Source organism: Pseudorhodobacter sp. W20_MBD10_FR17 (assembly GCF_052119765.1).
Classification (GTDB): Bacteria; Pseudomonadota; Alphaproteobacteria; order Rhodobacterales; family Rhodobacteraceae; genus Pseudorhodobacter.
This window is the reverse complement of record NZ_JBGQOQ010000007.1, coordinates 78,582-99,218: the sequence shown is the minus strand read 5'-3', so window position 1 is coordinate 99,218 and position 20,637 is coordinate 78,582. Positions and strand designations below refer to the sequence as shown.

Below are 20,637 nucleotides of genomic sequence, written 5' to 3'. Positions count from 1 at the left end.
CGGCAGCTTATGCAAAAGGATGCACCCCATGGCCGCGACCGCCACCAGAATTGCCGATGTCGCCTATGATGCCGCACGTAGGCATTTTGACGCGGCTGTCGAGTTTTTTACCCCCGGCCTGCCGGTACCTTTACGGATTGGCGTTACCCTAGCCGCCGCACAAAGCATCGAACATCACGCCTTGGTTAAAGGACTGGTAAGCGCCGCCGAACGACAGATTATGCGCTAGTTAGTCACGATGTTTAGGCGTCAACAGCTTGGCAGGCCGCACCGATTCTGCGGCTTTGAACAGGCTAAAGGTTTGATTGACGTAATTCACCGCGCCAGAAATTTTGTCCATATAGGTCTCTAGCGCTTCGGTCCGTTCAGCCTCGACCAGTTGGATGGGGCGGTCTGGGCCATTTGCCTCAAACTGGCAATAAAACAGTGGCTCGCCCCGACGCAAAATCAGATCTTTGGACGTGTCATGCCACTCAAACGCCCACATCAACGGGCGCGGCCACAGGTTTACGGGAAACCGCCCGCCAAAAATGGTGCCTGGCAACGGGTCGGCGCGGTAATGCGCGAACGTCCCCAACTGCGTCAGATAGACGGTTTCATCGGAAATAAAGCAATAGGGCAGCATCAGCTGGATCGTCGGCCGATCGGGAAAGCGCCATTCGGCCTCATTCACCATCACCATAACTTCGGAAATTTTGCTGGACCGAATGGCCGAGGCCACACCTGCCCGATTGATCAAATGCGCCTTGCCCTTATCATCGCGGCCAAAGCCGATGTGCAGATCAAACGGGCATTTCACCACGAAATACCGGCTTTCCATCTGGATCACCGCAGGGCAGCGGCTGGCCGATTTGGCATGGGTTTTGCTAGTTTGGCGTATCGACAGCCGCTCTGGCGGGTCATACAGAATCGCACCTTTGTCTTTGGTCAGAAACCAACCAACGGTCACCGGCCCCGAGGTCGGCCCCTCTTCTGGGCGCTCGAATTCTAAATTAACCTGCATACTCGCCTCAACCTCTTGCTTTTGCGGCGATTCAACTGCGCAGCACCGCCCAAGTCAATGCGTTACGCTTGACAGCCCGCACAATAGCGCCCATCACGCAGCGGTTTTACAAAAAATATGGGGAATAACATGGCCGATGACCGTTTGATCGTGGCGCTGGATGTGCCGAATATTGTGCACGGGCAGGCACTAACCCGCAAAATCGGCGATGCCGTTTCCTTTTACAAAATCGGCTTGGGCATGCTTACAGGCGGCGGGCTAGCCTTGGCGAATGAGCTGAAACAAGAGCATGGCAAGCGCATTTTCTTGGATATGAAGTTCTTTGACATAGGCGCCACGGTAGAGGCTGCGGTGCGCGGCATTGCCCAGTTTGATTTCGATTTCCTAACCGTCCACGGCGACCCGCAAGTCGTGCGCGCGGCCAAAGAAGGCGCTGCGGGAAGCAACCTTAAAATCCTCGGCGTTACCATTCTGACCTCGCTTGACCGTGCCGATCTTGATGCCAACCTGATCAAACCCGGTGATATTGGTGAAATCACGCTGGAACGCGCGCATAACGCGCTAGAGGCCGGCGCTGATGGCGTGATCGCAAGCCCACATGAGGCGGCACTGATCCGCGCGCTCTCCATTGCCGAAGGCCGGTTGATTGTTACCCCCGGCGTGCGGCCCACAGGCTCGTCGGCCGATGACCAAAAGCGCATCGCCACGCCTGCCAGCGCGATTGCGGCGGGGGCCGATCATATCGTTGTGGGCCGCCCGATCTGGCAACACGCAAACCCACGGCTGGCCGCGCAAACCTTGGTGTCTGAACTGCCAAAGCGCGCATAAAAGGACCAAAACATGCCCCAAATCGACAGCCTTTTCGTTACCCGCTTTTACCGCGCCGCCCTGACCGAGCTGGGCAACGCCCCCAGCCCTGAAACATTGGAAGATACTTGCCTTGGCATTGCCGAGGATGACACAGCTGGTCAGGATTGGTGCGAGGAAAACCAGTTTCCCGGCTATACCTCCTATGCGTCGCTTGCCGATCTGGCATGGCGTGACCCGACGTTCAAAGACCTTGTTAAAATCATCGACAAACATGTCGCAGCCTTTGCACGCGATCTTGCCTTTGACCTCGACGGGAAAAAGCTAAAGCTCGATTCAATTTGGATCAATATCCTGCCCCAAGGCGGCACGCACAGCTCGCATATCCACCCGCATAGCGTGATCAGCGGCACCACATATGTTGCCGTGCCCCCCGGTGCTGGCGCACTAAAGCTGGAAGATCCACGCCTGCCGATGATGATGGCCGCCCCTGCCCGCACCAAGGACGCGCCCGAAGGCTTGCGCAGTTTTATCTATAAATCCCCAGCGCCGGGCGATATTTTGCTTTGGGAAAGCTGGCTGCGCCATGAGGTGCCGATGAATATGGGCGAGGACGATCGCATCAGCATCAGCTTTAACTACGGTTGGGAATAACGGGAAAACGCCGCAAAACGGGGCCAACCTTAAAAAGTCCTGCAAAATTTCCTGCAATTGAGATGAAAAACCACCGCGGGGGGTGCTTGCAGGGCCAAGACGCGGCCCCTATATAAACCCCGTAGCCGGAAAAGGCGGCCGTGCCTAGCCGTCTACAACTGGGATCGGGGATCAGGGGCCATAACGGGCCTGACCCCCATAACATCGCCGAATATGAAGAGGTATTTATCATGGCCAAAGTCATCGGGATCGACCTCGGGACAACCAACTCTTGCGTAGCTATCATGGATGGTTCGCAACCCCGAGTTCTTGAAAACGCCGAAGGTGCGCGTACAACGCCTTCTATCGTTGGTTTTACAGAAACAGAACGTCTTGTCGGCCAGCCCGCCAAGCGCCAAGCTGTAACCAACCCTACCAACACCGTCTTTGCGGTTAAGCGTCTGATCGGTCGTCCGATCAACGACAGCCACATCGCCAAAGACAAGAAAAACCTACCATTTGAGCTGGTAGACGGCGGCAACGGCGATGCGTGGGTGAAAGTCCGCGGTGAAAAGTATTCGCCAAGCCAAATCTCTGCCTTTATTCTGGGCAAGATGAAAGAAACCGCCGAGAGCTATCTTGGCGAAGAAGTGACCCAAGCCGTTATCACGGTTCCGGCTTACTTTAACGACGCACAGCGTCAGGCCACCAAAGACGCCGGCAAAATCGCTGGCCTTGAAGTGCTGCGGATCATCAACGAGCCAACAGCGGCGGCCTTGGCCTATGGTCTGGACAAAAAAGAAGCCCGCACGATTGCGGTCTATGACCTTGGTGGCGGCACGTTCGACGTGACCATTCTGGAAATCGACGACGGCCTGTTCGAAGTAAAATCGACCAACGGCGACACCTTCCTTGGTGGCGAAGATTTCGACATGCGCATCGTGAACTACCTCGCGGAAGAGTTCAAAAAAGAGCATTCGGTTGACCTGACCAAAGACAAGATGGCGCTTCAGCGTTTGAAAGAAGCTGCTGAAAAGGCGAAAATCGAACTGTCGTCCAGCCAGCAGACTGAAATCAACCAGCCGTTCATCTCGATGGGCGCTAACGGCCAGCCATTGCACATGGTTATGAAACTGACCCGTGCGAAACTGGAAAGCTTGGTCAGCGATCTGATCAAAGCGTCGATCAAACCTTGCCAAGCCGCGTTGAAGGATGCTGGCCTAACCACATCCGACATCGACGAAGTTGTGTTGGTTGGCGGTATGACCCGCATGCCGCGCGTTATCGAAGAAGTGACTAAATTCTTTGGCAAAGAGCCGCACAAAGGCGTGAACCCTGATGAAGTTGTGGCGCTTGGCGCGGCAATTCAGGCCGGTGTTTTGCAAGGCGACGTAAAAGACGTTGTTCTGCTGGACGTCACTCCATTGTCGATGGGTATTGAAACCCAAGGCGGCGTGTTCACCCGTCTGATCGACCGCAACACGACCATTCCGACCAAGAAATCCCAAGTCTTTTCAACTGCCGAAGACAACCAGAACGCTGTGACGATCCGGGTGTTCCAAGGCGAGCGTGAAATGGCGGCGGATAACAAGATCCTTGGTCAGTTCAACCTTGAAGACATTCCACCCGCACCACGTGGGATGCCGCAAATCGAAGTGACCTTTGACATTGACGCAAACGGTATTGTGTCCGTAGGTGCCAAAGACAAAGGCACCGGCAAGGCACAGAACATCACCATCCAAGCGTCTGGCGGCTTGTCCGACGAAGATATCCAAAAGATGGTGCGCGACGCCGAAGAAAATGCCGAGGCGGATAAAGAGCGCCGCGAATTGGTTGAAACCCGCAACCAGGCCGAAAGCCTGATGCACTCGACCAAGAAATCGCTCGAAGAGCATGGCGACAAGGTAGATCCATCTACTGTCGAAGCCATCGAATTTGCAATGCAGCCGTTGGAAGAAGCGTTGAAAACCGACGACACGAGCAAAATCAAAGGCGCAATGCAGAACCTTACGGAATCTGCAATGAAGCTGGGCGAAGCGATCTACAAAGCCAGCCAAGAGGCCGACGGCGGAGAAGAGCCCGACGAGGCGCGCTCGGTTGACGATGATATCGTTGATGCCGACTTTGAAGATCTTGGCGAGAAAAAGCGCAAGTAACACCGCAAGAACGACAAATGGGGCGGCCTTGAACAACAGGCCGCCCCTCTGCCGTTCAAAGAGCAGAGGTTTGCTATGGCAAAACGAGATTTTTACGAAGTGCTCGGGGCCGCGCGCGGTGCATCCGCTGATGAGCTGAAGAAAGCCTATCGCAGCAAGGCGAAAGAGCTGCACCCTGACCGCAATTCCGACAACCCCAAGGCCGAAGAACAGTTCAAAGAAGTGAACGCGGCCTATGAGGTGCTAAAAGACGCCGAGAAAAAGGCCGCTTACGACCGTTACGGCCATGCCGCCTTTGAGGGCGGAATGGGCGGGCCACGTGGTGGGCAACCCGGCGCCAATGGCGATTTCGCCAGCGCGTTTTCGGACGTGTTCGAAGATTTGTTCGGCGATTTCATGGGTGGCCAGCGTGGCGGTGGCGGGCGTTCGCGCGCGCAACGCGGGTCCGACCTGCGCTATAACCTGCGTGTGACGCTGGAAGAGGCCTTTGCGGGCATCCAGAAAACCATCAACGTACCGGCCTCGGTCGCGTGCGAATCCTGTCGCGGGTCTGGTGCCGAGGGTGGCGCTGAGCCAGTCACCTGCCCCACCTGTTCAGGCATGGGTAAGGTACGGGCGCAACAGGGCTTTTTCACGGTTGAACGCACCTGCCCCACCTGTAATGGCATGGGCCAAACCATCAAAAACCCGTGCAAGAAATGCGCAGGCGCAGGCCGTGTGGAACAAGACCGCGCTTTGTCGGTCAACATTCCGGCAGGCGTTGAAACCGGCACGCGTATCCGGCTGGCCGGTGAAGGCGAAGCAGGACTGCGCGGCGGGCCGTCGGGTGATTTGTACATCTTTATCGAGGTGCGCGAACACGCGATTTTCCAACGCGACGGCACGCATTTGTTCTGCCGTGTGCCAGTGACCATGGCCACTGCCGCGCTGGGTGGCGAGGTAGAGGTGCCAACGATCGACGGCGGTAAAAGCCGGGTAAAAGTGCCCGGTGGCAGCCAGACGGGCAAGCAGATGCGTCTGCGTTCCAAGGGCATGCCCGCACTGCGCGGTGGTGGCGTTGGCGATATGCTGATTGAGTTGGCCGTGGAAACACCTGTGAACCTGACCTCGAAGCAGAAAGAGCTGCTGCGCGAGTTTGAGAAGCTGTCAGAAGACAACAATCCCGAAGGCCAGACGTTCTTTTCCAAGGTGAGAACCTTTTGGGATGGGATGAAAGGCTAAGGAGCTGCCAAAGCCGAGGGCATCGAGCCCTCGGCTTTGGCCCTGACGAGGATAATCACCCCGCGTTTCGGCTTTGGGTTGGCGTTCGATTAGGTATTTTTGCCAAGATGAAACCAACGGGCCGTTTTAGTTAACCCATTTTTTACCATATGCATGGCAGCATATTGGGATGAGCAAGAGCAACGCCTTTCACGAAGCAAACATGCCGCTATTTGCGGAGATGGATGAGGCTGTGCCGGTGGCCCCTTTGTCGGGCAAGCTGCCGTCCTATATCGCGGATCATCGCAAGCGATTACGCACGCGGTTTATGGAGGGCGGCGCGACTGCAATGCCGGATTATGAGCTGCTAGAGCTGGTGTTGTTCCGCGCCATTCCGCGGCAAGATGTAAAACCTTTGGCGCGGCGTCTACTTGACACGTTTGGCGATTTTAACCGTGTTGTTACGGCCTCGACGGCGCGGCTGGTAACAGTGCAAGGCGTTGGTGATACAGTGGTGCAGGAGTTGAAGATCGTCGAGGCGGCGGCCCAGCGGATGATGCGGGCGCGGGTGATGAACAAGCCGGTGCTATCATCTTGGGATGCGCTTGTGGATTATTGTCATACCGCAATGGCCCACCGCGAGACCGAGCAATTCCGTATTCTGTTTCTGGATCGCAAGAATGTGCTGATCGCCGATGAAGAACAAGCGCACGGCACGGTTGACCATGTGCCGGTTTACCCAAGAGAGGTTGTAAAACGCGCGCTAGAGCTGAATGCAAGTGCGTTGATTTTAGTACATAATCACCCGTCTGGCGACCCCACCCCTTCTGAGGCAGACATTACCATGACCGGTCAAATCCAAGATGCGGCGCAGGTTCTGGGCATCACCTTGCACGACCATCTGATCATCGGCAAAGAGCAAGAGCTGAGCTTTCGCGCCTCGGGGTATTTATAGGTTAGGGTTCGGCATCCGGCGCGGGATGCGACCATAACTCTACACGCCGGTTGATCCGACGCCCCGTGGCAGTCGTATCACAAGCCATCGGCAACGCCTCGCCAAAAGCTTGGATTTTGGGCAGTTGCGCGTCGGTCAGATCGGGCGCCTCGGAATGTAAGGCGGCACGAACAGCCTCGGCTCGATCTTTGGACAGGGCCAGGTTTACATTGGCCGCGCCTGTACCATCTGAAAAACCGGCGAACAGCAGATCTTCGCCCTTAAACCGACCGGCGGCAATGTGGCGGGCAAGATCGGCCAAGTTTTCACGCGAATGGGCGTCAAGCTGCGCCGAGCCATCCTGGAAACGGAAGGTCATCGACAAGCGCTGCCCCCCTGCCATCGCTGCGGCAAGGCGTTGCAACGCTGCGAGGGGCACCTCATTTCCGGCATTACGAATCGCCCCTAACAGGCGCTGCCCGTCATCCGTTAGCGGTGCGGCGCCAAGACGCTTATCGATATAACCCGCAGCAGCCACGGCGGATTGCGCGGTATTGGTCGCCAGATATTCTAGGAATTCCCGAATCAGCAACGGCTGCCGGTGACGCGCAACCCCCAAAAATAGCGGGGCGGCCAAAGGGTAATCTTCGGCTTTGATCGTCAAAGGCGTGGCAAGCATCGGAAAGCCGCAGGAATCGGTTAACGTCAAGGCCCGCGCCGCCCCTTGCTCGGATTGCCCGGTCAGCGCCAGCGCCCATGGATCGCGGGCCACGGCGGCGGCAAGCTCGGGTGCTGTGGCGTGGCGCAGACCTTTGGCCAAATCCCCTGCCCGCGCGCGAATAGCTGGCGCAAGCGCTGCATCCCCCGCCAAAGCATGCACCACAATCGGCATATCAGGGCCGCCAAATGCCCGCCAATTGGTCGCTTTCCCCGAGAGGGCTGCGGCCAAATCACTGCTGCTGATGGCTGGAAATCGGTTATCCGCTGCGACGATCGGCACCAAGGCTTCCAAGCCCACAACGGTATTGCGCAGCTTCGGCAGCGCCTCAAATCCGATAAACATTGATGCTTCGCGGTTCAACACAGCCGCCAGTGCCGCATCCGAAGCCATAGGCAAAAACCGTATCAAAGCAAGCGGTTGCCCCAAATCAGGGTCACGAATTTCGGCCACCTCGCCGGCCACATAGTCCAACCCGCGCGCGGCGGCAAAGCCTGCGAAAAGGCCGGGCAACAGACGTTCAGCTGGGCCCGAAGGCCCGACCACGGTGATGCGCACCAAAGGCGCCGTCAAATCCGGGCAGGCGGGCCCCGCACAAATGACCGCCTCGGCATCGACCGTCAGCCCGCCATAGGCGGTTTCTACGCGGTAAAACGCGCCGTCAAAGCTGATGAGCTGGCCATTCAGCGCCAAACCGCCGTCACGGGCAGTCAGCGTGACATCTTGTGCCAACGCCATTTGCGCAAGAAGAAGCGCCGCGAAAACCGCAGCGCCCCTAAAAATTAGCCGCATAAAACCCCGCGTAAAACCTTAGTTCGCTACGGCCAGTTTCAGGTCAGGAAGCGGATTGTTCAACACCAGAACGTCACCAATCGCATCACAAGTTGGCGTTGCCATGGTCAAATCGGTTTTTGTCACCTTGCCCGCCTCGCTAAACAGCACTTCGCCCAGCAATTCACGGTCACAGGTGGCTTCTGTCACGCTGGCCTCAATCGTCAGGTCGACGGGCGCTGCGGCATCCATCGGATAGGTATAAACTTCGGCAAGCATCGGCACGGGGGCCGTGCGATCGCCCAGAACGGTAAGATAGCCGCCTTGGGTCGGGATGTTTGGCAAAGGGCGTTGCGTATTGCCATCGTAAACATGGCCTGCTTCGCCAAAACCCGCGCCGTTTTCAAAAGCGTTCAACTGGAACGCGTCTTCGGCCAGCCATTGCACCGCAAACCGGCGGTACTGTGCCATATCGGGCAGCGGTTCGGTCGTCGACACCTCTAGCCCGTCACCAAACAGCGCCGAAACCTCGCCCAAAGACTCCATCCCCGGGATCGCCGTGAAAAGCGACCCCGTTTGCGAGGTCATCGCGGTAATCGTTAGGCCCCCATGGCGCAGAACCACACGTTCGGACGCTCGGCACGGCGCAATCAATGTCAGGTCAAGCGTTGCGTGGTCGCTTGCTATGGCATCCAGACTGACGGGGCAATTGTCTACAACTGCCAAATCGGTTGTCGGTGCCGCTGGCTCGGCAGCGGCTGGCGCCATAATCGGCGCAGGGGCCGGTGAAAAGGCTATGTCAGGCAATGCCGGCGCAGGGGCTGGATCAAAGCTTGGTACAGGCGTGCTGCCAAGCCCCGCGGCCAGCGGCACAATCTTGGTTGGCGGCGCAGTAACCTGTTCGGCCAAAGGCGTCTTGTCCACGGCAGGCACCTCCGCGGTCTCAACCGGTCCAAACTGCACATTAAGGCCGTTTTGCATAAGATGTCCGGCACCTAGCGCCACGGCTAAGGTTGCCGCGACCATAGCCACTTTGCGTTTCAGTTCCATTCCAAGCCTCCAACGGTCGACGTATTTGTAGCAAGAAATAGCCATCAAGCATGGCAGGGGCATGGCTGAATTGAGGAATGTTTCCAGCAATTGCGGCAAGGCCTGCCCTAACCTGCCGCGAAAACAAGTATGCCGAAAAGGAAAACGGGGGCAATTTCATGCCCCCGCCCTATCATAAGTACTGCAATGTCAGGTCAGCCGACCGTGGCAATGCTTGAACTTGTTGCCCGAACCGCATGGGCAAGGGTCGTTGCGCGCCGGATCACCCCAAGAGACAGGATCGTTCTCGTCAAACCCGTTCTCGGCAACCTCTACATCTGCCTCCGCAATTGGCTCGGCCTCGGGGTGTGTCGCCACACTGCCCACCGATGCTGCACGTTGCTGCGCCTGATACTGCTCCATCATCGCTTTTTGTTCGGCCTCGGTCAGAGGGCGTACCTGCGACAGACGTTGCGTCACGTCTTGGCGCAACGAGTTTAGAAGCGATTCGAACAGCGCAAAGCCTTCGGTTTTATACTCGGACAGCGGGTCGCGCTGCGCATAACCGCGGAAACCAACGACCGAGCGCAGATGCTCCAGCGTCACCAAATGTTCGCGCCATTTGGTATCAATGGTCTGCAACAACACCTGCTTTTCGATGTTGCGCATGGTTTCGGGGCCAAAGGCGACCTGCTTTTCGGCCATCGCTTTGTCCGAGGCGTCTTCGATGCGTTGCTGCATCAACTCGTGGTCAACGCCCTCTTCCTTGGCCCAATCGGCCACCGGCAAATCCAGCGCCAGCTTGTCAATCACGGCCGCATGCAGCCCATCTACATCCCACTGATCGGCATAGGATTTCGCGGGTAGGTAATGGTTAACCAAGTCCTCAACCACTTGATGGCGCATATCCTCGGCAATCTCGGCCAAGTCTTCGGATTGCATGATTTCCAGGCGCTGGCCAAAGATCGCCTTGCGCTGGTCGTTCATCACGTCATCGAATTTCAGCAATTGCTTGCGGATGTCAAAGTTGCGGCCTTCGACCTTGGCCTGCGCTTTCTCCAACGACTTGTTTACCCATGGGTGAACAATCGCTTCGCCTTCTTTCATGCCCAGTTTGGACAGAACGGAATCCAAGCGTTCAGACCCGAAAATACGCATCAGGTCATCTTCCAATGACAGGAAGAACGACGACCGCCCCGGATCACCCTGACGGCCCGACCGACCGCGCAGCTGGTTATCAATCCGGCGACTTTCGTGACGCTCTGTCGCCAGAACGTACAAACCGCCCGCTTCTTTCACGCGCGCTTTCTCATCGGCATGTTCGGCTTCAATCCGCGCGCGAATCTCATCTGGGTTTGCCTCGGGGTCGGCGGCCAGTGCCTCTAGCACCTTCATCTCGACGTTGCCGCCAAGCTGAATATCGGTACCACGACCGGCCATGTTGGTCGCGATCGTCACAGCGCCAAACTTGCCGGCATCGGCGACAATCTGCGCCTCTTGCTCATGCTGGCGGGCGTTCAGCACGTTATGCGGCACGCCTTCGGCTTTCAGCATTTCCGACAAAAACTCGGATTTCTCAATCGAGGTGGTCCCCACCAAAATCGGCTGGCCCTTGGCATTCGCCTCTTTGATGGACTTTACCACGCCTTCATGTTTTTCCCGCGCGGTGCGGTACACTTGGTCGTGGTCATCGACACGGGCGATCGGGCGGTTGGTTGGCACTTCGACCACACCAAGCCCGTAAATTTCCATGAATTCTTCGGCTTCGGTACTGGCTGTGCCGGTCATCCCACCCAGCTTGTCATACAAACGGAAATAGTTTTGGAACGTCACCGATGCCAAAGTTACGTTTTCGGGCTGAATGGCCACGCCTTCTTTGGCCTCAATCGCCTGATGCAACCCGTCCGACAAGCGGCGGCCACGCATCATCCGGCCGGTGAATTCGTCAATCAACATGACCTCGCCGTCACGTACGATATACTGCTGATCGCGCAAGAACAGTTTATGCGCACGCAAGGCTTGGGTAACGTGATGCACCAAAGTCGTGCTTTCGGGGTCATAAAGGTTCTGCCCTTCAGGCAGCAAGCCCGCCGTCAGCAGGCGTTCTTCCAGAAACTCGTTACCCTCATCCGTGTAGGTCACATTGCGGGTTTTTTCGTCCAGCTTGAAATGCTCGGGCAACACTTCGGGGATCAGTTTATCCACTGCGGTGTACAGCTCGCTACGGTCCTGAGATGGGCCAGAAATAATCAAGGGCGTGCGCGCCTCATCGATCAGAATAGAGTCCACCTCATCGACGATCGCATAAAAATGCCCGCGCTGCGACATTTCCTCAATGCTGGCCTTCATGTTGTCGCGCAGGTAATCAAAGCCCAGCTCGTTATTCGTCGCATAGGTAATATCGGCGCGGTACGCCTCGCGCTTTTCGCCATCTTCTTGGTAGGGATAGACAACGCCCGTGGTCAGGCCCAACGCGCCGTAAACCTTGCTCATCCATTCGGCATCACGCTTGGCCAAGTAGTCGTTCACGGTAACAATATGCACACCCTTACGCGCCAGCGCATTCAGATAGGCAGGGAACGTCGCCATCAGTGTCTTGCCCTCACCCGTCTTCATTTCGGCAATGTTGCCCTGATGCAGGAAAATGCCGCCCTTTAGCTGCACGTCAAAGGCACGCAGGCCCAACGCACGGCGCGCAGCCTCGCGGCAGTTGGCAAAGGCTTCGGGCAGCAACGCGTCAAGGCTCTCGCCATTCTGCGCGCGGGTCGAAAGGGCCTCGGTCTTGGCCTTGATCTCGTCATCCGTCAGCGCCTTAAACTCTGGCTCTAGCGCGTTGATCTGTGCGACCAGCGGGCGAACCGATTTAACCTTGCGGTCATTTGGCGTTCCAAAGACCTTTTTGGCAAGTGTTCCAATACCCAGCATAATTTCTCCGTGGCCCATTCCAGCAAAATCAGGGTTCCCTGACATGATCGTTCAAGCGTCTGGCCTTGCCCGCACCCATAAGGTTCCTTAAATAGGGGGCAAGCTTTGAAGACTGCTTACTCGACCTTCGCGATGTAAGCGGCGATGCAGAGCAAGTCAATGTTGCGCACCAGCGCAGCTTCAGCCTAAGGACAATAATAATGGGTAAATCAGTGACTTTTTCGGCAGCCATTGCCTTGGCAATGGCCCTCTGCGCCGCCCCCCTTGCTGCACAAGAGGCCCCCGTTGCCGAAAAACCGGCACCTGTTGTGCCTGAAGGTGGCGCAAACGCGGTCGTCGCAACCGTTAACGGCACCCCTATCACTTTGGGTCACTTGATCGTGCTGCGCGCCAATCTGCCCGAACAATACCAAAACCTGCCCGATGATGTGCTGTACAAAGGCATCCTGAACCAACTGATCCAGCAAGCCGCCCTTGCGCAAAGCGCCGAGTCCAAGGTCACGTTGCGCGATACGCTTGCGATTGAAAACGATCAGCGCGGCTATATGGCTGGCGTGGCGCTGCAAGGCGTGGCCGAGGCCGCAATCACCGATGAGGCGCTGCAAAAGGCCTATGACGCTAAATTCGCCGATGCGGCTGAGGCCAAGGAATACCACGCCGCCCATATCCTCGTCGCAACCGAAGAAGAGGCCAAAGACCTGAAAGCGCAAATCGACGCGGGCGCCAGCTTTGCCGATCTGGCCAAGGCGCATTCCAGCGATGGCGCGGCTGCAAATGGCGGTGATCTGGGCTGGTTCAGCCAAGGCATGATGGTCAAACCATTTGAGGATGCCGTTTTGGCGATGGAAGTCGGCAAAGTTTCGGACCCGGTACAAACCCAATTTGGCTGGCATTTGATCAACCTGACCGAAACCCGCATCAAAGCCGCACCAACGCTGGACGACATGCGCGATGAGCTAGCCTCCGAGATTGAGCAAGCCGCTGTTGACGCGCATATCAAAACCATCACCGATGCGGCCAAAATTGAACGTCCGGGCGAAAGCTTTGACCCGGCGTTGATGCGCGAACAATCACTGCTTGATAAATAATCACCGATTACAGGGGGCATGGAAATGACCAAGACCGACTGGAAGACCACCGCTAAAAAATTGAAAAAGCGGCTAAAAGTTCTGAAATCCGAGCTGGAGCTGCGCATCCATGACGCTGCAGCCGTTGTCGTGGCCACCACTGCCCCCTCCGCTCCCCCATCCTCTGCGGCACCTGTGAAAGCTGGTAAAAAAGTATCGCCTCTCGCCCCCAAAGGCGGCTTTCCCAACCTTCCCACCATCGCAGGCGCCGAGTTTTCGGCGGTCGAAGCAGGCGTAAAATACCAAAACCGCAAAGACGTTATGCTGGTGCGCCTCGCGCCCGGAACGGCCATCGCGGGCGTTTTCACCAAGTCCACCACCCGGGCTGCTTGCGTACTGGATTGTCAGGCCAAACTGGCGATGAAGGCTGATGCCGATGTCGGCGCGGCAATCATCGTCAACTCGGGGAATTCCAACGCGTTCACTGGTGCGCTTGGCCAACAATCGGTTGATGCCGTCACCTCTGGCGTGGCCGAGGCCCTCGGCATTCCCGCCAGCCGTGTCTTCTCGTCCTCAACCGGCGTCATCGGCGAACCGCTGCCCCATGGTCGCATCACGGCTGTCATTCCTGATCTGGTTGCTGGCCTTAAAACCGATGCGGTTGATATGGCCGCCGCCGCGATTATGACCACTGACACCTTTGCCAAAGGTGCCGCTGCCACGATCCAAGGCGATGGCGGAGAGATCCATATTTCCGGCATCGCCAAAGGCTCGGGCATGATCGCGCCAGATATGGCCACCATGCTGGTCTACATCTTTACTGATGCCAAAATCACACAAAACATGCTGCAAAAGATGCTGTCGCGCAACACTGACAGCACTTTCAACGCCATTACGGTGGATAGCGACACGTCCACCTCCGACGCCCTGCTGCTGTGCGCCACCGGCCAAAGCCCCGCAGCGCCCCTAAAAGGTGCCAAGGCCAAAGCATTTGAAGCAGCCCTTCACGGCGTCATGCTCGACCTCGCCAAGCAAGTCACCCGTGACGGCGAAGGCGCAACCAAACTGGTTGAAGTTCAAATCACCGGTGCCGCCACCGACAAAGACGCCCACCTTGCCGCCATGGCCATCGCCAACTCCCCTCTCGTCAAAACCGCTGTGGCGGGTGAGGATGCAAACTGGGGCCGCGTTGTCATGGCCATCGGCAAATCCGGCGCGCAGGCCGAACGTGACAAGCTTTCGATCCGCTTCGGCGATCTCGTTGTCGCCAAAGACGGCTGGCGCAGCCCCGATTACTCCGAAGACGCAACCTCGGCCTATATGAAAAACGATGAACTTGTCATCGGGGTAGATATGGGTATGGGCACAGCCAAGAAGACGGTTTGGACCTGCGACCTCACCCATGGCTACATCGACATCAACGCCGATTACCGCTCCTAAAACGGGCTGCACCGGCTTGGCCATGTTGCGTTCTGCGTGTGAGGTACTGACTCAGACCATACGCAGAGCGCGTTAACGCCGCTTTCTGTTCGGCACAAATATCCTCGGGGGTCCCGGGGGCAGACAGCCCCCCGGCGCCAGCCCAAAAGGTGCTTTATGAAAATTATCCTCGTCTCCGCAGTTGCGCTCATCGACCCCGATGGCCGTGTTCTCCTCGCCCAACGCCCCGAAGGAAAGTCACTCGCGGGCCTTTGGGAATTCCCGGGCGGCAAGGTCGAACCGAACGAGTCTCCCGAAGCCGCCCTCATCCGCGAGCTGCAAGAAGAGCTCGGCATTGACACTTGGGCCTCCTGCCTCGCCCCGCTCACCTTCGCCAGCCACAGCTACCCAGACTTTCACCTGCTTATGCCGCTGTTCGCCTGCCGCAAATGGAAGGGAATCGCTTCTGGGCTGGAAGGCCAACGCCTTGCATGGGTCCGCCCCGAAAACCTGCGCGACTACCCTATGCCCCCCGCCGACCTTCCTTTGATCCCGATTCTAAGGGATTGGCTCTAAATTCAGCCACATTTTTCATACCTCCGACGAAATATTGACTAGAAGTTAACTTTTTTATGACTATATTCTAATTAACGCTAGTTTGGAGGTTAGCAATGTTACGTACAATTTCGATCGGAAGCTGTATTTCTGTCCAGGGGTTGCTTGTTGAGCAACTTCCAAATGGTAAAATGGTTGTTCGCGTAGATGAGAAGAATTACGTCGGAAAACCTGTACTGAACCAGCCATCAAACTAAGGCAGTTCACAGGCGATCTACTTAAGATTGGCTGCAGATTTGGAGATAAACAGAATGCTATGCTGTCTTTTGCATGGGCTTCTTTGCTTTATACGAGTCGCAAAGCTTAATCTGGTAGGCATATAATATTCTGGGTTAATCGCCGATCTCGGTGCTCCAGCGTTATCGCTAAACCATAGTGCCTGATGAATGTGATTATATCTAAAACGCTATAAATATTTCGGCCGGGCGCATTTCAATATGCGCCCGGCCATTTTCATTAGCCTGCGGCCATTTAAAGGGCAAATTCGATTCCAAAATCAAGCTTACTAAAGCAAATGGCCGGACAATTTGCCCGGCCATTCCAATTCTTTGCGGTAAGGTCAGATCACTCCAACCGACGCTCTACCTCTTCACGCTCAAAGATCTCGATCACGTCGCCTTGGCGAATGTCTTCATATCGTTCAAACGCCATGCCACATTCCTGACCCGAGATGACCTCTTTCACCTCATCTTTATAGCGCTTCAGCGTCTTCAGCGTGCCTTCATGGATAACCACATCATCCCGCAGCAAACGTACCCCAGCCGAGCGGCGTGCAACGCCTTCGGTAACAATACAGCCCGCAACATGCCCGATGCCCGTAACCTTAAAGACCTCTTTGATCTGCGCATAACCGATAAAGGTTTCGCGCACTTCGGCCTTCAACAGACCCGAGGCAGCAGCTTTGATATCATCTACCAGATCATAAATGATCGAGTAATAACGAATCTCAACGCCTTTTTGGTTCGCCGACTGCCGCGCACTCGCATTTGCCCGCACGTTAAAGCCGATGATCGGTACGTTCGACGCCTCAGCAAGACCAACATCCGAATCAGTGATCGCGCCAACGCCGTAATGCAGCACGCGCACGCGCACCTCATCATTGCCGATTTTTTCCATCGCCTGAACGATGGCCTCGGCCGAGCCCTGAACATCTGCTTTCACGATAATCGGCAGCTCGGACACGTCCTTATCAGCTTTGGCTTTTGCCATCAGCTGTTCCAGTGTCGTCGCAGCACCAATCGCAGCGCGCTTGTCTTTGGCGGCTTTCTCACGGTAATCCGCGATTTCACGCGCCTGCGCTTCGGTTTCTACCACGTTCAGCACATCGCCAGCCGCAGGGGTACCCGAAAGGCCTAGCACTTCAACCGGTGTAGATGGACCAGCCTCTTCGACACGGTCGCCTTTGCTGTCGATCAGCGCACGAACCTTGCCCCACTGCTCACCCACAACAAAGATGTCGCCACGGCGCAACGTACCGTTGCTGACCAATACGGTCGCAACAGGGCCACGGCCCACGTCCAGCTTCGCCTCAATCACCGCCGCTGCCGCCGCCCGTTTCGGGTTGGCCTTCAGCTCAAGGATTTCTGCTTGCAAAGCAATGGCTTCCAACAGCTTGTCGATGCCTTCACCGGTTTTGGCCGACAGCTCGACGTCCTGCACATCGCCCGACATTGCCTCAACCACAACTTCATGCTGCAACAGATCGGTGCGCACTTTGGTTGGGTTGGCACCGTGCTTGTCCATCTTGTTGATGGCAACAATCATCGGCACGCCAGCTGCTTTGGCGTGTTTAATCGCCTCAACCGTTTGCGGCATCACGGCATCATCTGCCGCAACCACAAGCACAACAATATCGGTCACTTGCGCACCACGAGCCCGCATCGACGTAAACGCCGCGTGGCCGGGGGTATCAAGGAAGGTCAGCAGCGCGCCGCCATCGGTTGTCACCTGATAGGCGCCGATATGCTGCGTAATCCCACCGGCTTCGCCCGAAACCACTTTGGCACTGCGAATCGCATCCAAAAGGCTGGTCTTGCCGTGGTCAACGTGGCCCATGATCGTCACGATTGGCGGACGAGGCTGCAAATCTTCAGCAGCATCCACAACCGTTTCAATCACTTGCTCGACGTCGGAATCAGAGACCCGAACCATCTTGTGGCCGAATTCTTCAATCACCAGCTCTGCGGTATCCGCGTCGATTGGTTCGTTCATCGTGACCATCAAGCCCATTTTCATCAGGCTTTTCACAACATCAGCGGCGCGTTCGGCCATCCGGTTTGCCAGTTCTGAAACCACGATGGTTTCCGGAACCTTCACATCACGAACCTGCTTTTCAGGACGCGCTTGCTGGCCAAGAGCCTTTTGACGGGCCTTTTCCTGCTTGCGCTTCATAGCGGCCATCGAACGAGTACGCCCGCCTTCACCGGCCAAAGCATCGTTCAACGACAAGCGGCCTGTGCGGCGGTTATCGTCGCCCTTGGCTTTGCCACGACCACCATCATCGGCGCGGCTGTCGCGGTCGCGGTCATTCTTGCTACGCGCTGGTGCGAGGCCGGGCTTGGCACCCATCGGGCCACGCTCATCCGCGGCAGGCGCAGGGGCACTTGCCGAAGGCTTGGGCCGTGGGGCCGCTTTGGCAGCCTCAATGCGCTTGGCATCGGCTTCCGCCTCGGCTTTCACGCGGGCTTCTTCATCGGCACGGGCCTGCAACGCTTCTACGCGTTCGCGGTCTTCGCGCTCTTTGGTTTCAATCTCTTCACGCTTGCGCGCACGCTCTTGCTCGCGCTCCAGCTCTTCGGCGGCGCGGCGCTCGTTGTCTTCGACTTCACGCGCTTTTGCAGCACGCAAGGCCGCCAGACGACGTTCCATTTCCGTATCGGAAATGCCCGCAGGCCGCTTGGACGGATCGCCCAAATGCGATTTATTGCCCTGTGCAGGGGCTGCGCCGGGTGCAACCGTTTTGGGCACGACAACGCGTTTGCGCTTCGTTTCCACAACTACGCTTTTCGTGCGGCCGTGGCTAAAGCTTTGCTTCACTTGCCCCGAACGAGGGGTGCCACCAAGGCCGAGGGGTTTTTTACCGTCTGTATCGCTCATGCGTCTTGTCTATCCTCATCGGCGGATGTTCCGCCTGCTTGCTCACGGAAACCCGCAAGCCTTGCCGCCTCGTCTACAACACGTTGGCCTAATCCACCAGCGGCAAGCGCCGCGTGTATTGCATGTTCGCGGCCGAATGCCAAACCCATTTCCGTCGAGGTCAGGCAGCCAATAAATCCGTTCTTACGTTCCGGGGGGCGAAGTTTTGTTTTTCCGCGCTCTGATCCGTCACTGGCTTGGATCAGCGCAATCGCTTGCCCCTTCACCAACCACTCTTTTACCTTCTCAAAGCCCGTCACCGCATCGCCAGCCTTGCGGGCAAGGCTTAGCAAATCTGTAACGCGCCGTACCAACAACATCTCAACCAATTCGGCCAACCCTTCGGGGGCCTTTACTGGCTGCCGCGCTGCACGGGCAAACAACCCCTTCGTCGCGGCTTTGGCGATTGCCGCAGGGTCGGATGCCACATACATGCCCCGGCCCGGCAAACGGCCCATCACATCTGGAACCACCACCGAATCAGGGCCAACCACAAAGCGAATCAACCCCGCCTTCGGCTGGCTTTCCCCTGTGACGATGCACCGGCGCTCCGGCCCATCCTCACGGTCTTTATCCCGACCACCGCGCGCCATAGCGACAGAAGCCCTTAGGCTTCTTCGTCCTCGTCGTCGACGTCGTCTTCAACATCGTTGTTTTCCAGCTCGGTCGGGTCTACCCAACCCAGCAAAACGCGGGCGGTCATAACCAGATTTTGCGCCTCTTCTAGGCTAACGTCAAACTTTTCCAAAACGCCTTCGTCTTTGACCCGCACGCCCTTAACTGTGGTCCAGCCGCCGGCCAGTTCCCAGTCGGCGCAGGTCGCGAAATCTTCCAGCGTTTTGATGTCGTCATTCGCCAAAGCTTCCAGCATTTGTGGGGTTAAACCCTCAAAATTCATCAAGCTTTCGTCAAGGCCCAGTGCTTTGGCAGCCTCAAGCGCTTTAGTGTTCGCAGCCTCAAGGTAGTCACGGGCACGGGCCTGCAACTCGCCTGCGGTGCCTTCGTCGAAGCCGTCGATCGAGGTCAACTCATCAAGGTCAACATAAGCCACTTCTTCCAGCGTCACAAAGCCTTCGGAAACCAGCAACTGCGCCATCATCTCATCGACATCCAGCGTTTCCATGAACAAGCCGGTGCGCAGCGCAAATTCTGCTTGGCGGCGGGCTGATTCGTCGGTCTCGGTCACAATATCAATATCAAGGCCGGTCAACTGGCTGGCCAAGCGCACGTTCTGACCACGACGGCCAATCGCCAAGGACAACTGCTCATCCGGCACAACAACTTCGATCTTGCCCGCTTCTTCGTCGATCACAACCTTGCTGACTTCGGCAGGCTGCAACGCGTTCACAAGGAAGGTCGCCTGATCTTCATTCCACGGAATGATGTCGATTTTCTCGCCCTGCAATTCATTCACAACGGCCTGTACACGGGAACCGCGCATACCAACGCAGGCACCAACCGGATCGATCGAGTTGTCATAGGAAATCACAGCGATTTTGGCGCGCGAGCCAGGGTCACGGGCAACGGCTTTGATCTCAATGATGTTGTCGTAAATTTCTGGCACTTCCATCTTGAACAGCTCGGCCATGAACTGCGGATCGGTGCGCGACAGGAACACCTGCGGGCCACGGGCCTCACGGCGCACATCCTTGATGTAGCAACGGATACGGTCATTCGGGCGATAGGATTCGCGGCCGATTTTCTCATTCCGGCGCAGAATCGCTTCGCCACGGCCAATATCAACGATGATATTGCCATACTCTTCGCGCTTGACCTGACCATTGATGATCGTGCCTTTGCGGTCTTTGAACTCTTCATACTGGCGGTCACGCTCGGCTTCACGCACTTTTTGCAAGATCACCTGCTTGGCGCTTTGCGCGGCGATTCGGCCCAGATCAACGGGCGGGACCTCATCGATGATTTCATCACCGATTTTCGGATCCGACAGGTGCTGCTTGGCATCCTTGACGTTCATCTGCGAATGGTAGTTTTCCACCTCATCATCGCCCACAACCGTACGCACACGGGTAAAGGTTGCCCGGCCTGTACGGCGGTCAATCGCGACTCGGATGTCCAACTCAGCGCCGTAACGGCTTTTTGCCGCCCGCGCGAGGGACTCTTCCATCGCCTGAATCACCAGATCCGGGTCAATCATCTTTTCCCGTGCGACGGCCTCGGCCGTTTGCAACAGTTCAAGCTGGTTTGCAGAGGTAATTGCCATTGGT

At 56.9% G+C, this 20,637-nt stretch carries 16 protein-coding genes; 9 read left to right on the top strand and 7 right to left on the bottom strand.

Features of this window, described 5'->3' with window-relative positions:
* Positions 1-28 precede the first annotated feature (28 nt).
* Positions 29-229: a hypothetical protein gene (locus tag ACEN2J_RS06705; RefSeq protein WP_442104321.1), complete on the top strand. Its 201-nt coding sequence runs from the start codon at positions 29-31 to the stop codon at positions 227-229.
* Here ACEN2J_RS06705 and ACEN2J_RS06700 read toward each other — a convergent pair whose 3' ends face one another.
* Positions 230-1,003 carry a hypothetical protein gene (locus ACEN2J_RS06700; protein WP_442104320.1) on the bottom strand — a complete coding sequence of 258 codons (774 nt, stop codon included), beginning with the start codon at positions 1,001-1,003 and terminating at the stop codon, positions 230-232.
* Positions 1,004-1,132: 129 nt separating this feature from the next.
* On the opposite strand from ACEN2J_RS06700, the gene pyrF reads away from it, so the two are divergent.
* From pyrF to radC, 5 genes are all read left to right on the top strand, one after another.
* Positions 1,133-1,831 carry an orotidine-5'-phosphate decarboxylase gene (gene pyrF, locus ACEN2J_RS06695; protein WP_442104318.1) on the top strand — a complete coding sequence of 233 codons (699 nt, stop codon included), beginning with the start codon at positions 1,133-1,135 and terminating at the stop codon, positions 1,829-1,831.
* A 12-nt stretch (positions 1,832-1,843) separates the two neighbouring features.
* Entirely contained in the window at positions 1,844-2,464 is a 621-nt protein-coding gene (locus tag ACEN2J_RS06690) for a TIGR02466 family protein (protein ID WP_442104316.1), read from the top strand.
* Between the two features lie 230 nt (positions 2,465-2,694).
* A complete protein-coding gene (gene dnaK / locus ACEN2J_RS06685; protein WP_442104314.1) occupies positions 2,695-4,599 on the top strand; it encodes a molecular chaperone DnaK in 1,905 nt (634 codons plus the stop codon).
* Positions 4,600-4,674: 75 nt separating this feature from the next.
* A complete protein-coding gene (gene dnaJ / locus ACEN2J_RS06680; protein ID WP_442104312.1) occupies positions 4,675-5,820 on the top strand; it encodes a molecular chaperone DnaJ in 1,146 nt (381 codons plus the stop codon).
* Between the two features lie 169 nt (positions 5,821-5,989).
* Entirely contained in the window at positions 5,990-6,754 is a 765-nt protein-coding gene (gene radC, locus ACEN2J_RS06675; protein WP_442104310.1) for a RadC family protein, read from the top strand.
* A gap of 1 nt (position 6,755) precedes the next feature.
* Here the strand turns inward: radC and ACEN2J_RS06670 are convergent, their stop codons facing one another.
* The 3 genes from ACEN2J_RS06670 to secA all read right to left on the bottom strand — a co-directional run bounded on the left by ACEN2J_RS06670 (position 6,756) and on the right by secA (position 12,176).
* On the bottom strand, positions 6,756-8,243 hold the full coding sequence (locus tag ACEN2J_RS06670; protein WP_442104308.1) for an OmpA family protein: 1,488 nt from the start codon (positions 8,241-8,243) through the stop codon (positions 6,756-6,758).
* 18 nt (positions 8,244-8,261) lie between these two features.
* A complete protein-coding gene (locus tag ACEN2J_RS06665; protein WP_442104306.1) occupies positions 8,262-9,272 on the bottom strand; it encodes a hypothetical protein in 1,011 nt (336 codons plus the stop codon).
* 189 nt (positions 9,273-9,461) lie between these two features.
* Complete coding sequence (gene secA, locus ACEN2J_RS06660; RefSeq protein WP_442104304.1) at positions 9,462-12,176, bottom strand: preprotein translocase subunit SecA; 2,715 nt, start codon at positions 12,174-12,176, stop codon at positions 9,462-9,464.
* A 200-nt stretch (positions 12,177-12,376) separates the two neighbouring features.
* Between secA and ACEN2J_RS06655 the strand changes: the two genes are divergently transcribed.
* The 3 genes from ACEN2J_RS06655 (at position 12,377) to ACEN2J_RS06645 (ending at position 15,238) form a co-directional block, all read left to right on the top strand.
* Positions 12,377-13,264, top strand: coding sequence for a peptidylprolyl isomerase (locus tag ACEN2J_RS06655; RefSeq protein WP_442104302.1), 888 nt, complete (start codon positions 12,377-12,379; stop codon positions 13,262-13,264).
* A gap of 24 nt (positions 13,265-13,288) precedes the next feature.
* The gene (gene argJ / locus ACEN2J_RS06650) at positions 13,289-14,683 is read left to right on the top strand and encodes a bifunctional glutamate N-acetyltransferase/amino-acid acetyltransferase ArgJ (RefSeq protein ID WP_442104301.1); all 1,395 of its coding nucleotides are present in this window, start codon (positions 13,289-13,291) and stop codon (positions 14,681-14,683) included.
* 156 nt (positions 14,684-14,839) lie between these two features.
* A complete protein-coding gene (locus ACEN2J_RS06645; RefSeq protein WP_442104300.1) occupies positions 14,840-15,238 on the top strand; it encodes a (deoxy)nucleoside triphosphate pyrophosphohydrolase in 399 nt (132 codons plus the stop codon).
* 603 nt (positions 15,239-15,841) lie between these two features.
* On the opposite strand, the gene infB is transcribed toward ACEN2J_RS06645, so the two are convergent.
* From infB to nusA, 3 genes are read right to left on the bottom strand one after another with little or no spacing between them, the layout of a single operon-like run.
* On the bottom strand, positions 15,842-18,373 hold the full coding sequence (infB, locus tag ACEN2J_RS06640; protein ID WP_442104298.1) for a translation initiation factor IF-2: 2,532 nt from the start codon (positions 18,371-18,373) through the stop codon (positions 15,842-15,844).
* Positions 18,370-19,005, bottom strand: coding sequence for an RNA-binding protein (locus tag ACEN2J_RS06635; RefSeq protein ID WP_442104297.1), 636 nt, complete (start codon positions 19,003-19,005; stop codon positions 18,370-18,372). Before ACEN2J_RS06635 ends, infB begins: the two co-directional genes overlap by 4 nt.
* Positions 19,006-19,019: 14 nt before the next feature.
* Positions 19,020-20,633, bottom strand: coding sequence for a transcription termination factor NusA (nusA, locus tag ACEN2J_RS06630; RefSeq protein ID WP_442104295.1), 1,614 nt, complete (start codon positions 20,631-20,633; stop codon positions 19,020-19,022).
* Between the last annotated feature and the right edge of the window lie 4 nt (positions 20,634-20,637).